The 13,104-nt window shown below is 68.2% G+C and carries 10 protein-coding genes; 3 read left to right on the forward strand and 7 right to left on the reverse strand.

The window, feature by feature from the left end:
• Nucleotides 1-99 precede the first annotated feature (99 nt).
• Entirely contained in the window at nucleotides 100-1,548 is a 1,449-nt protein-coding gene (locus ULB03_RS04285) for a methyl-accepting chemotaxis protein (RefSeq protein WP_322482043.1), read from the reverse strand.
• Between the two features lie 355 nt (nucleotides 1,549-1,903).
• Nucleotides 1,904-3,394, reverse strand: a complete 1,491-nt coding sequence (locus tag ULB03_RS04290; RefSeq protein WP_322482044.1) for an MFS transporter — start codon at nucleotides 3,392-3,394, stop codon at nucleotides 1,904-1,906.
• A gap of 130 nt (nucleotides 3,395-3,524) precedes the next feature.
• On the opposite strand from ULB03_RS04290, the gene ULB03_RS04295 reads away from it, so the two are divergent.
• Entirely contained in the window at nucleotides 3,525-4,430 is a 906-nt protein-coding gene (locus ULB03_RS04295; RefSeq protein ID WP_322482045.1) for a LysR family transcriptional regulator, read from the forward strand.
• A 129-nt stretch (nucleotides 4,431-4,559) separates the two neighbouring features.
• Here ULB03_RS04295 and ULB03_RS04300 read toward each other — a convergent pair whose 3' ends face one another.
• A complete protein-coding gene (locus ULB03_RS04300) occupies nucleotides 4,560-6,542 on the reverse strand; it encodes a potassium transporter Kup (RefSeq protein WP_322482046.1) in 1,983 nt (660 codons plus the stop codon).
• Nucleotides 6,543-6,684: 142 nt separating this feature from the next.
• Nucleotides 6,685-7,932: an ABC transporter substrate-binding protein gene (locus ULB03_RS04305; protein ID WP_322482047.1), complete on the reverse strand. Its 1,248-nt coding sequence runs from the start codon at nucleotides 7,930-7,932 to the stop codon at nucleotides 6,685-6,687.
• A gap of 386 nt (nucleotides 7,933-8,318) precedes the next feature.
• Here ULB03_RS04305 and eat point away from each other — a divergent pair, with 386 nt between their 5' ends.
• Nucleotides 8,319-9,677: an ethanolamine permease gene (gene eat, locus ULB03_RS04310; RefSeq protein WP_322482048.1), complete on the forward strand. Its 1,359-nt coding sequence runs from the start codon at nucleotides 8,319-8,321 to the stop codon at nucleotides 9,675-9,677.
• Between the two features lie 7 nt (nucleotides 9,678-9,684).
• Here the strand turns inward: eat and ULB03_RS04315 are convergent, their stop codons facing one another.
• Complete coding sequence (locus ULB03_RS04315) at nucleotides 9,685-9,924, reverse strand: hypothetical protein (RefSeq protein ID WP_322482049.1); 240 nt, start codon at nucleotides 9,922-9,924, stop codon at nucleotides 9,685-9,687.
• Between the two features lie 248 nt (nucleotides 9,925-10,172).
• Between ULB03_RS04315 and ULB03_RS04320 the strand changes: the two genes are divergently transcribed.
• Nucleotides 10,173-10,802: a YitT family protein gene (locus tag ULB03_RS04320; RefSeq protein ID WP_322482050.1), complete on the forward strand. Its 630-nt coding sequence runs from the start codon at nucleotides 10,173-10,175 to the stop codon at nucleotides 10,800-10,802.
• A 78-nt stretch (nucleotides 10,803-10,880) separates the two neighbouring features.
• Here the strand turns inward: ULB03_RS04320 and ULB03_RS04325 are convergent, their stop codons facing one another.
• The gene (locus ULB03_RS04325; RefSeq protein WP_322482051.1) at nucleotides 10,881-11,117 is read right to left on the reverse strand and encodes a hypothetical protein; all 237 of its coding nucleotides are present in this window, start codon (nucleotides 11,115-11,117) and stop codon (nucleotides 10,881-10,883) included.
• A gap of 157 nt (nucleotides 11,118-11,274) precedes the next feature.
• A complete protein-coding gene (locus ULB03_RS04330; RefSeq protein WP_322482052.1) occupies nucleotides 11,275-12,927 on the reverse strand; it encodes an EAL domain-containing protein in 1,653 nt (550 codons plus the stop codon).
• Between the last annotated feature and the right edge of the window lie 177 nt (nucleotides 12,928-13,104).

Raw genomic sequence — 13,104 nt, forward strand, 5'->3', positions numbered from 1 at the left:
CCGTGACTGTAACGTTATAACATAACATATCAAGAAAAGAATGGCGGCGGCGTGGGGGCCATCCCTCACGCCGCCGCCGGATATGGCCGACCCTGCTGGCTATCGCGCCAGGATGTGCGCGGCCTGCTTGGTGGTGGCGACCGCTTGACCGACTTGACCGATGGCGGCGGCGATGGCGCCAAGGTTGGCGGTCACCGTTTCCACCGCCACGGCCGTCCCTTGCATGCTGGAGGACATGTCGCGGGTCACGGCGCTCTGCTCCTCCACGGCACTGGCGGTGCTGGTCACGTACTCCCGCACCGTGCCAATGGACTGCCGGATGGTGGACAGCGCCCCCACCACCTCGCCCGAGACGGCCTGCATCCCCTCGATCTCGTTGGAGATCTGCTGGGTCGCGTTGGCGGACTGCATGGCCAGGTTCTTTACCTCCGTCGCCACGACGGCGAAGCCCTTGCCCGCCTCGCCCGCCCGCGCCGCCTCGATGGTGGCGTTCAGCGCCAGCAGGTTGATCTGCCCCGCGATGCCGCGGATGACCTCCACCACGCTTTCCATGGAACGGGCCACGCCGGCCAATTGCTGGGTGGAGGCGTCGGCCATGTCCGCCAGTTGGGCGGCGCTTTCCGCCGCCGCCCGCGACTGCGCCATGCTTTGCGAGATTTCGCGGATGGAGGCCGCCAGCTCTTCCACGCTGGACGCCATCATCTGCACGGCACCCGAGGTATCCTCGGCCGCGTGCAGGGCCTCGCCCGACTGCCCCGTCGCCCGCGCCATGGCCTGGTCGACCTCGCCGAAGTTCTTGTCGATCAACTGCTTGAGGTCCGCCAGCATCTGAATCTGGCGGGTGATGTCGGTCGCGTACTTCACCACCTTGAACGGCTGGCCGTTCAAATCGAAAATGGGGTTGTAGGACGCCTCGATCCACACCACGCGCCCGCCCTTGCCGATGCGCTTGAACTGAGCCGCCTGGTATTCCCCACGCCGCAGCGTGTCCCAGAAGGTTCGGTATTCGGCGCTGTGGCGCTCGGCCGGTTCCACGAACATGGCGTGCGGTTTGCCCTGCACCTCGGCCAGGGTATAGCCCAGGGCATCCAGGAACAGGTCGTTGGCGGTCAGCACCGTGCCGTCCAGGGCGAACTCGATCACCGCCTGCGACTTGCGGATGGCCGCCATCTGGCCCCGCATGTTCACATATTCCAACTTCTGCGCGGTGATGTCAGTGGCGTACGCCGCCACCTTCACCGGCCGGCCGGCATCGTCGAGGATGGGATTATAGCTGGCCTCGAACCACACCGTGCGTCCGCCCTTGCCGATGCGCTTGACCTGCGCCGCCTGGTATTCCCCGCGCCGCAGCGCGTCCCAAAACGCCTTGTAGGCGGCGCTGTTCCGTTCCGCCTCGTCCACGAACAGGCTGTGCGGCTGACCCTGGATTTCCGCCAGGGTGTAGCCCACGGCCGCGAGGAAGTTCCTGTTGGCGGTCAGCACCCTGCCATCCAGGGAAAACTCGATCACCGCCTGCGAGCGGTCCAGGGCCTTCAACGTAGAGGCCATCTTTCGGGACCTCTGGGAGAGTCCAGTGAACAAACCAACCTCCGGAAACCAATGTTCTGAATTAAATCCCCGTCAAATCATCGGAATATCGAAACAATAGAGGAAGTTATGCCCGATAATTATCGAGAAATCCGTCTCTGATCGCCCTATTCCTTGACGAGTCGCCCTGCCGAACGGCGGCATTGCTATTCATTTAATTAAATGAACTTAAGCCTGTAATTCTCTAATCCGCTTCTGCACGGGGGGTGGGGTTTTCCTGCGCCGTCGGAACATGCCGCGCGCAAAGTCCATGGCTGGGCCCGGACGACGCGGATCCTGGACGGCGCGGATGACGAACGCGCCGTCCGGCTGGGAATCAGGAACCGCGCCCAGACGTTCCCTCTTCCTTCCGCATTCGGCCTCCGCTGACGGCCATCAGCAGCAGGGCCAGGGTGACCAAGCCGCCGGCCACCAGGAAGGTGATGTACATGCCACTGGCAACCGCCGCCGCCGGGGCGGCGGTGATGTCCGGCACGCCGGCGGCCAGGGTGAACACCGCCCCCATGGCGGAGGCGCCGGTGATCAGGCCCAGGTTGCGCGACAGGTTCAGGATGCCGGAGACGACACCCCGCCGGTCCGCCGGAACGCCGGACATCACGGCGGTGTTGTTGGCCGCCTGGAACAGGGCGTAGCCGGCGGTCAGCACGGCGATGGGCCCGACATAACCGGCGATTCCCATGATAGGTCCCTTCAGGACCAGCCCCGCCGACGCCATCAACGCGGTGCCGGCCACCATGGCGCCCAAGCCGATGATGCTGATCCGCCCTGCCCCGAAGCGGTCAACCAGGCGGCCCGCCGGCACCCCGGCCAGGGCCGACATCAGCGGCCCGGCGGACATCACCAGCCCCACGCCGGCCGGGCTCAGGCCCAGCGCCCGGGCCAGGTAGAAAGGGCCCACGACGAAGGTGGTCGCCATCACCGTCGCCACGGCGGCGCTGCCCACCAGACCCGGCCCCACCACCGGATCGCGCAGCAGGCGCAACCGCACCAGCGGCGACGGCACCCGCGCCTCCACCATCACGAATAGCCCGGCCCCCACCACCGCCCCCGCCAGCAGCGCCAGGTTCAACGAACCCCATTGCCCCCGCCCCAGGGTCATGGCCAGGGCGTACAGCGCCAACGTCCCGCCCAGCAACACCGTGCCCACGCCATCAAAGCCGGTGCGCCCGGCGGCATCCGCAGGCCGACCGCCCTCGGCACGGTCCCCACCCACCGGCAGGGCGCGCCACGCCAGGAGCAGGGCCAGACCGCCCAGCGGCAGGTTGACAAGGAAGATCGCCCGCCAGCCCAGGACGGCGATCAGCACCCCGCCCAGGGAGGGGCCCAGCGCCGTGCCCACGGCCGACATGGTGCCCATCAAACCCATGGCACGGCCCACACGGTCCCCGGGCACCGATCCGCTCACGAACGCCAGGGCCAGCGCCATCATGGCGGAGGCGCCCAGCCCCTGGGCCGCCCGCGCGGCGACCAGGACACCCAGCCCCGGCGCCAGCCCGCACAGCGCCGAGGCGCCGGTGAACAAGGCCAGGCCCGCCAGCAGCATACGGCGGCGCCCGACCAGATCCCCCAGCCGCCCGACGCTGACGATCAGGGTGGTCATGGCCAGCAGATAGGCCAGCACCACCCATTGCACCTGCTGGAAAGGCACCCCCAAGGCCGACGCCAAGGTGGGCAGGGCCACGTTGGCGATGCTGGTACCGAGGGAGGACAGCAGCACGCACAAGGACAGCGCGGCCAGGACCCACCGGGTCCCCAGCCGCGCCGTATCCGCCACCGCCCCTCGTTGATCCACAGGTATTGAACTCATGTCATCCTCCGCTCATCCGTTCGGGCGGACGGTAGACGGCGGGGTGACATGGCGGAACGCGCACGGGTTGCAGTATATTCGTGCACGAGACGCGCCATGTCGGAGCGCGTCCCCCCTATTAGGATCGCCCATGGCCGCCCTGCCCGACCTGAACCTGCTGATCACCCTGGACGTGCTGCTCAGCGAGGGCAGCGTGGCCAGGGCCGCCCGCCGCCTGCGGCTCAGCCCCTCCGCCATGAGCCGGGCGCTGGCCCGCCTGCGGGAAGTGACGGGCGATCCGCTGCTGGTGCGGGCCGGTCGGGGCCTGGTGCCGACACCGCACGCCCTGGAGTTGCGCGAACGGGTGGCCCCCCTGGTGCGGGAGGCGGAGGCCGTGCTGCGGCCGGCGGAGGGGCTGGATTTGGCGCGCCTCAACCGCACCTTCACCCTGCGCACGCGGGAAGGCTTCGTGGAAAGCTTCGGCGTCGCCCTCGTCAACCGCGTGGCGCAGGAGGCACCAGGCGTGCGCCTGCGCTTCGCCCCCAAGCCGGACAAGGGCAGCACGCCGCTGCGCGATGGCGCCGTGGACCTGGAAACCGGGGTGGTGGGCGACAGCATGGGGCCGGAGGTCCGCGCCCAGGCCCTGTTCCGCGACCGCTTCGTCGGCGTGGCGCGGACGGGACACCCGTTAAGTCAAGGCGCCGTCACCCCCACCGGCTTCGCCGCCGCCCGGCACATCGCCGTGGCCCGCCGCGAGCATGACGCAAACCGGCGCCAGGCCCCGGTGGACATGGCGCTGGAGCCGCTGGGCCTGGCGCGCGACGTGGCCGTCATCGTCGGCGACTTCTCCGCCGCCTTGACCCTGGCCCGCGCCACCGACCTGGTGGCCACCGTGCCGGAGCGGCACACCCTACCCCTGCGCAAGGACCTGTTCACCTTCGCCCTGCCGGTCGAGGTGCCGGAGATCACCGTGTCGCTGCTGTGGCACCCCCGCCTGGACGCCGACCCCGCCCACCGCTGGCTGCGGGGATGCGTGCGCGAGGTCTGCGCGGCATGAGCCCTCATGCCGCTAGGACGCGACCGCGTCCGCTGGAGATTTACGGGGAGCCGAAGGCGGACTGGAAATCGAGGATGAGCCAAGCCAGCGGATGCTGGCGCCCGGCGACTGAGGAAACCTTCAACAACCCTAAACCTCCAGCCTGAACCCGACCTCCATGACCTGATCAGGCGGCAGGTGGAAGTAATCCGACGCCCGCAGGCCCAGGCGCTGCATCAGGTGATAGGCGGTCCAGACCGGGCCGGACAGCGCGGGGTTCCGCTCCGCCCGGATCAAGCGCTCGTGGGAGATGTAATAGGTCACCTCCTCCCGGCAGAAGGCCAGGCCCAGGCGGGCCAGACCGCGCATGACCGTGGGCACGTCCGGCTTCTGCATGAAGCCGATGCGCACCGTGACCCGCCAGAAGCCGTTGCCCAGCTGCTCCACCGCCAGGCGCTCCGCCGCCGGCACGCGCGGCCGCTTGGTCGGCACCAGGGTCAGCAGGATGACGTGTTCGTGCAGCACGCGGTTATGGGTGACGTGGTGGACCAGCATGGGTGACACGCGGTCGGCCGTGCGGGTCACGAACACCGCCGTGCCCGGCAGACGGTGGACCACCGTTTCCTCCACCCGCTCCATGAACTCCGCGAAACTGGTGCCGCCCTCACTTAACTTGATCTGCACGATGGCGCTGCCCTTGCGCCAGGCCACCATGAGGAAGGCGATGAAGCCGCCAATGGCGAGCGGCAGCCAGCCGCCCTCCAGCAGCTTGGTGCTGTTGGCCACCAGGAAGGCGAGGTCCACGGCGGCGAAGAAACCCATCATCAGGTTGGTGGGGAGGGCCGGCCAGTCCCACAGTTCGCGCATCACCCGCCGCAGCAGGATGGTGGTGATCAGCATGGTGGCGGACACGGCGATGCCATAGGCCGCGGCCAGCGCCTCGGAATGGCGGAAGCCCAGCACGATCATCAGGGTCGCCAGCATCAGCAGCCAGTTCACCACGCCGACATAGATCTGGCCGTAGGACTTGCGTGAGGTGGGGGAGATGGACATGCGCGGCAGCAGGCGCAGGGTGATGGCCTGGCGCGTCATGGAAAACACGCCGGAGATCAGCGCCTGGCTGGCGATGACAGTGGCCAGGGTGGCCAGGATGACCAGGGGCACCAGCGCCCAGTCCGGCGCCAGGCGGTAGAAGGGGTTGTCCACCGCCTCCGGCCGGTCCAGCAGCAGGGCGCCCTGGCCCAGGTAATTCAGGATCAGGGCCGGGAACACGACGATGAACCAGGCGCGGCGGATGGCGCTGGCGCCGAAATGGCCCATGTCGGCGTACAGCGCCTCCGCCCCCGTCAGCGCCAGGAAGACGGCGCCGAACACGGCGAAGGCCACGCCGGGGGCATGCACCAGCAGATGCTCCGCCGACAAGGGATTGAAGGCCATCAGGATGTCCGGCCGCTGGACGACATGGAACAGGCCGACGGCGGCCAGCATGGCGAACCACAGCGCCATGATGGGGCCGAACAGGCGGCCGATAGCGCCGGTGCCACGATGCTGGATGGCGAACAGCGCCACCAGGACAGCGATGGTCAGGGGCAGGACGAAGGCGCCCAGGTGGCTGTCCGCCACCACCAGGCCCTCCATGGCCGAGAGGACGGAGATGGCGGGCGTGATGGCGCCATCGCCAAACAGCAGGGCGGCGCCACAGATGCCCAGGAACACCACCATGGGCACCATTTCCCGGGCGTTGGGCGGATGCACCAGGGACAGGAGCGAGAGGATGCCGCCCTCGCCGTCATTGTCGGCCCGCAGCACCAGGGCGACGTACTTGACCGCCACGATCAGGATCAGCGCCCAGATGATCAGGCTGACCACCCCCAGCACGTCGCCCTCGCTGGGCAGCCGGCCATGGTGGGTGACGGCGCCCAGGGCCGTCTGCATGGCATAGAGGGGGGAGGTGCCGATGTCGCCGAAAACGACACCCAGCGCGCCCAGCATCAGGGCGGCCCGGCTGCCATGCACATGGCCGTGCCCATGCTCTTGGGGGCCATGCTCTTGCAGGCTATCGGGCCCACCCTCGTCCCTAACCACCGGTTCCGCCTGAGTCATCCCCGCCCCGCCATCCTGCTGTGAACGCATGGCCCTGAAATCCCTACCCAAGATAGGGCAGCCCCGGCGGACCTTCTACCGTTGGGACGGGCGGGGCGGCAATGCGGCGAAAGGGGCTTCAAAAGCCCCACAACGGATCGGGTGGGCGTCACCGGCGATCAATGGGCCTTGGTCAGCGGGCAGGTGCCCTTGTCCTGGGCCTGGTAGGCCTCCTCCCCGGGATGGTGCGCAGCAGCTTGTAATAGTCCCAGGGCTTCTTGCTCTCCTCCGGCTTCTTCACCTCGAACAGGTACATGTCATGCACCATGGTGCCATCCTGGCGCACCGTGCCCTTGGCGAACATGTCGTCCACCGGCAGCTCGCGCATCTTGGCGGCCACCGCCTTGGCCTCGGTCGTCCCCGCCGCCTTGACCGCCTTTAGGTAATGCAGCACGGCGGAATAGGTCCCGGCCTGGACCATATTGGGCATGCGCTTCACCTTCTGGAAATAGCGCTCCGCCCACTGCCGGCTGGCGTCGTCGCGATCCCAGTAGAAGGCCTCGGTCAGCACCAGGCCCTGCGCCGTCTTCAGGCCCAGGGCGTGCACGTCGCTGAGGGTGAACAGCAGGCCGGCCAGGCGCTGCCCGCCCTTGGTGATGCCGCGCTCCGCCGCCTGCTTGATGGCGTTGGTCGTGTCGGTGCCGGCATTGGCCAGGCCGATGACCTGGGCCTTGGACGCCTGCGCCTGCGACAGGAAGGAGGAGAAGTCGCGGTTGTTGAAGGGCGCGTTGACCGCCCCCACCACCGTGCCGCCCTTGGCGGTCACGAAGTCGGTCGTGTCCTTTTCCAGTTGGTGGCCGAAGGCGTAATCGGCGGTGATGAAAAACCAGGACTTGCCACCCGATTCCACCAGCGCCCCGCCGATGCCGCGCGCCAGCGCATAGGTGTCGTACGCCCAGTGGAAGCCGGTGGGGGAACAGTCCTCATTGGTCAGCTTGGAGGTGGCCGCCCCCACCACGATGTCAATCTTGCCCCGCTTCTTGGCCAAGTCCTGCACCGCCAGGGCCACGGAGGAGGTGGTGAGTTCGCCGATCATGTCCACCGCGTCGGCGTCGAACCATTGGCGGGCGATGGCGACACCGGTATCCGGCTTGTTCTGATGGTCGGCGCTGAGCAGCACGATCTTGCGCCCCAGGACGCTGCCGCCGAAATCATCGATGGCCATCTGCGCCGCCACGACCGAGCCCCGGCCGCCGAAGTCGGCGTAGATGCCGGACTGGTCGTTCAGGATGCCGATGCGCACCGGCTTTGCCGCGTCCGCCTCCGGTGCCGCCCGGGCCGCGCCCGGTGCCAGCAGGCTGAACGCCGCCGCCCCCAGCAAAGCGCCTCCCACCAGCGCACCGCGCAGCATGGAACCGCGTCGCGTCAGAGTTCCGCTCATCCGCTTCCTCCCGATATCGTTATGGCCGGCGCCCGTCCTGCCGATCCGGACGCCGCAGGGCATCACTATGCCCCATCCCAGGCGACCCGGAAATGCAACACATTGAAATATCTTGATGCGCTGGGCCTAATGGAGGCGGGCTTAATGAACGCGGTAGAGCCAGGGGCCGGCATCCCCGGGACGGACCGTCAAGGCGCCGGGTCACCGCCAGCAGGATGGCGAAGTCCAGCTCCGTCCCTGCGTCCGCCGCGTCCGGCTGGCGGGCCGAGCGGCAATGCCCAATCGGCAGGCAAGTCCCATTTCGCCTAAAACGCAGGCAAATCCCCTCCCCACCGCCACGATTTCCGGGGCATACTGGCCCGGTGAACGAGATGGGGGCACGCGGTATGGGGACGGATGGGGCCGGGCTGAACAAAAGCCTGGGCGGGTGGCATCTCTGGGGCATCGCCGTGGGCCTGGTGATCTCCGGCGAATATTTCGGGTGGAGCTATGGCTGGGCCCAAGCCGGCACGCTCGGGTTCCTGGCCACCACCATCCTGGTTGCGGTGCTGTACACCACCTTCATCTTCAGCTTCACCGAACTGACCACGGCCATCCCCCACGCCGGCGGCCCCTTCGCCTACAGCCACCGCGCCTTCGGGCCGCTGGGCGGCTTCATCGCCGGCTATGCCACGCTGATCGAGTTCGTGTTCGCCCCGCCGGCCATCGCCCTGGCCATCGGCGCCTATCTCAACGTCCAGTTCCCAGGACTGCCGCCCAAGCTGGCCGCCGTGGGCGCCTATGGCGTCTTCGCCCTGCTGAACATCGCCGGCGTCACCATCGCCGCCACGTTCGAGCTGTGCGTGACCCTGCTGGCCATCGGCGAGTTGCTGGTGTTCATGGGCGTGGTGGCGCCGGGCTTCACCTGGGCCAACTTCGCGGCCCACGGCTGGTCGGGGGACGCCGGTCCCCTTTCAGCCACGGCCCTGGGCGGCATCTTCGCCGCCATCCCCTTCGCCATCTGGTTCTTCCTGGCCATCGAAGGGGCCGCCATGGCGGCGGAGGAGGCGAAGGACCCGGCCCGCACCATCCCCCGCGCCTACATCGCCGGCATCCTGACCCTGGTCGCGCTCGCCTTCGGCACCATGGTGCTGGCGGGCGGAGTGGGCGACTGGCGGGATCTGGCCAACATCAATGACCCCCTGCCCCAGGCCATGAAGGCGGTGGTGGGGGCCGACAGCGGCTGGCTGCACATGCTGGTGTGGATCGGCCTGTTCGGCCTGGTGGCCAGTTTCCACGGCATCATCATGGGGTATTCCCGGCAGATTTTCGCCCTTGCCCGCGCGGGTTTCCTCCCCTCCGTCCTGAGCCGCCTGCACCCCACGCGGCGCACGCCGCACTGGGCCATCCTGGCCGGTGCCGCCGTGGGCATCGCCGCCATCTTTTCCGATGAGGTGCTGGCCTTCGGCGGCCAGCCGCTGACCGCCAACATCGTCACCCTGTCGGTGTTCGGCGCCATCGTCATGTACATCGTCAGCATGGCCAGCCTGTTCCGCCTGCGCCGCGACGCGCCCGCGCTGGACCGGCCCTTCCGGGCCCCCGGCTACCCCTGGGTGCCGGGCCTGGCGCTGGGCCTGGCCTGCCTGTGCCTGGCGGCCATGATCTATTACAACCTGCTGCTGTTCGGGGTGTTCATCGCCCTGCTGGCCCTGGGCTGGCTGTACTGCCGCGTGACGGCCTTTCGCCGGCCCGAGGGCGGCCGTTAAGGGGCCATCAGCGGGTCAGCAGACTGTCGGTGATGCCCGGGGTTTGGATCTCCAGGTCCGGACGCCCCAGGCGCCCGGCCATCTCGGCCCGGATGACCTTCAGCCGTTCCAGATATTCCTCGGCCTCATCGCCGGCGGTATCGGTCAGGATCAGGCTGTCGCTGCTCCACCGCTCGATCAGGGGATCGAGGTCGGCGATACGCTCCTGCAGAATACGGGCATACGCAGCGCTCTGGTTCGTGCTCATGGCTATCCTCCTGCTGTGATGCGACGATCCCCAGCGTTTCAAAAGCGGGTGGGACCGGCAACGGGGCAATGGGTCAAGGCCCCTACGCCGAAAGCCTGGGACCGACGATCCATAGCCGGCGGCCCGCCTAGGCGATCCGACTAGACCATGACCGCCTGTGACCGGCCAAGCAGCCGTGCCATTATTGAATATCTGGCCCCGATATTTCCAGTATACCATTAGTAAATATACGCCATATCGGGCACAAAATGATGCAGCAAGACAATCAAAACCGCCACAAGGGGTATGAGGACCTGGCCGCCATGGCCATCGGCACCTTGATTGTCTCGCTGGGAACGGTTCTGTACGCCAAGGCCACCTTGCTGGTGGGCAGCATCGCCGGCCTGGCGCTGCTGCTGCATTATGTGACAGACCAGGGTTTCTGGCTGTTCTTCTTCGTGCTGAACCTGCCCTTCTATGTCCTGGCCTGGCGGCGCATGGGCTGGCGCTTCACCGCGCGCACCTTCGCCGCCGTCTGCCTGGTGACCATCGAAACGCGGCTGACCCCCGGTTGGGTGGATTTCGCCGTCCTGAACCCCGTCTATGCGGCATTGGCCGGCGGCGGCCTGATCGGCACCGGCCTGCTGATCCTGTTCCGCCACCGCATCGGGTTGGGCGGCATCAACATCCTGGCGTTGTACCTGCAAGAGCGCTTCGGCATCCGCGCCGGCTATGTCCAGTTGGGCATCGACGCCGGCATCCTGGCGGCGGCCTGCTTCGTGCTGACGCCGCAGCGGCTGGCCCTGTCGGTTATCGGCGCCGTCATCGCCAACATGATCGTGGCCATGAACCACCGGGCGGACCGCTACCTGGGCCTGACCGCCGATCCGGCGCGCTGAGCTGAAGGGCACGCGAAAACCCGACCCGCGTCCGGAGGACCCGAACGCGGGGGCGGGGCGAGGCCGGCAGCCTCTGAATTAACGAACCGTCATGCTGTCGGCGACCATGGGTGTCGTGCGACCGTCCAAGTCCGGCCGCGCGATGCGGCTGGCCAGGTCGGCGCGCAATTCCCGCAGGCGGCCCACAAATTCCTCGGCCTCGTCATGGGCGGCACCCGTCAGCAGGAAATGGCCGCTGGTCCACCGCTCGATGAGGGGGTCGAGGTCCGCGATGTGTTCCCTCAGCACGAGGGAATAGGTGCTGTACTGGGTCATGGAACACCTCCACCTTGGTGCTTCCCATGAAAAGCCTTGGCGCTCGTCTGCGCAACCGCTCTCTCGTATTGGTACCCGTATTTGACGCACATCAAGTATTGGGGGCGAATATTATCTGATAAAGCTGATCAGCCGGTGAACCACCCGGATCCGCGGGTCAGCAGCCGGCATCGACCACGGTGGGGCGCCAGGCGGACGGGCGGGACAGCGCCCGCAGGTCCACGTCACGCCGTTGCGGGCGCTCCATCTCGCGGGAGAACAGCCAGCCCTGGCCCATGGCGCAGCCCAGGCCGCGCAGGCGCAGCATCTGTTCCGGATTTTCCACGTGCTCGGCGATGGCGGTGACGCCCAGGCCGCGACACAGCGCCAGCATGCCGGCGACGATGGCCTCCTCCCGCTTGTCCACGCACATGCGGGCGATGAAGCTGCCGTCCAGCTTCACATGGTCGAAGTCCAGCGCCCGGATATAGGTGAAGGAGGCCATGCCCACGCCGAAATCATCCAGGCAGATGGGGTGGCCCAGGCGGCGCACGGCACCCAGCACGGCGCGCGCCCGGTCCAGGTCCCCCATCTGCCCGGTTTCCGTCACCTCGAACATCAGGCGGCCGGACAGGCCGGGCTGCGCCTTCAGTTGCGCCATCAGCGACTGCATGAACAGGTCGGACCCGACGGAGACGGCGGAGAGGTTCACGGCCAGGACGATATCGGCCGGCGCCCGCTCCAGCGCGCGCATCGCCAGGCTGCACACCAGCATGTCGACGTCGTTGATGACGCCCAGCTCCTCCGCCAGGGTGATGACGGCCCCGGGGCGGTCGCCGTTGAACCGGCTCAACACCTCCAGATGGTGCATGCGCCCGGTCTTGAGATCCACGATGGGTTCATAGACCAGGGACAGGCGGTTGCCGCCCAGGTCGTCGCGCAGCCGGGCCAGGCACCCCACCGCATCCTGGACGAAGCCGGCGGCGGCCGAATGGCCGGACAGCACGTCCACCGCCGCCGGCCCCGCCTCGGCGAAGCGACGCAGGGCGTGCAGCAGCAGGCGCGACCGGTCGGCCCGGCTGAGCCCCAGCTTGTCACCGTCCAGGGTGCGGGATTCGACCTCCAGCGGCTGGTCCAGGCCCAGATCGGCGGCGATGCGGCGGATGTCACGGGTGATCTGCTCGGCCAGGCCGGCCGGGGCCAGGACACCGAAACGATGATCGGCGACGCGGCCGGCGACGCCCCCGCCGTGCTGGCGGAAAACGGCGCCGATCTCGGTCATCAACTGGCCCTCCGCCTCGGCCGTCAGGCGGGCGCGGACATCGGCCAGGTTGTTCATGTCCACCAAGGTGAGGGCGTCCGCGGCCGCCCTTTCGTCCCCCTCCCCCTCCTGCGCCAGATTGGCGCCGGCGGCCCGCGCGAAGGCGGCGGACGTGAGCAGGCCGGTGGCGGGATCGACATCCTGCGGGGCGGGCAGCGCCGCCGGACCGGCGGCCAGTTGGCAGAGGGTGACGTTCAGCAGGGGGCTGGACTGCAGGCGGTAGGCTGCCAGGGCACAGACGACGACGCGACCGTCGCGACGGCAAAGACGCACGGGCCGGGGAACACTACGGTCATTATCCCCCAGCGCGCCCAGGACGCGCCGCGCCAACGCCGCGTCGCCCGGCGCCAGCAGCCCGGCCAAGGGGCGGCCCACCAGCTCGACATCGCTGTAGCCGGTCAAGGCCAGGACGGCACCGGCGGCGAACCGCACCACGCCCGCGCCATCCACCTCCAGCAACAGGTCGGCATTGGCGAAGGCGAACCCCAGATACCGCTCGACCCGCTTCATCCTGACGCACCGCTCCCTTGGCGGGCCACGAGGGTGGCCCCAGGCGCGCAGCTTGGCGCCCGCATGCTTAACATTGCATGAACCAACGGCTTCGAGCGGATCGCGGAAAAGCGGAATCGCTTTGGAGCGTGAATCCGCTCGCTGCACAAGAACCTGGAGTCGGGCGCGTTTCCGGGG

This window comes from Nitrospirillum goiasense (genome assembly GCF_034427435.1).
In the GTDB taxonomy this organism is placed as follows: domain Bacteria; phylum Pseudomonadota; class Alphaproteobacteria; order Azospirillales; family Azospirillaceae; genus Nitrospirillum.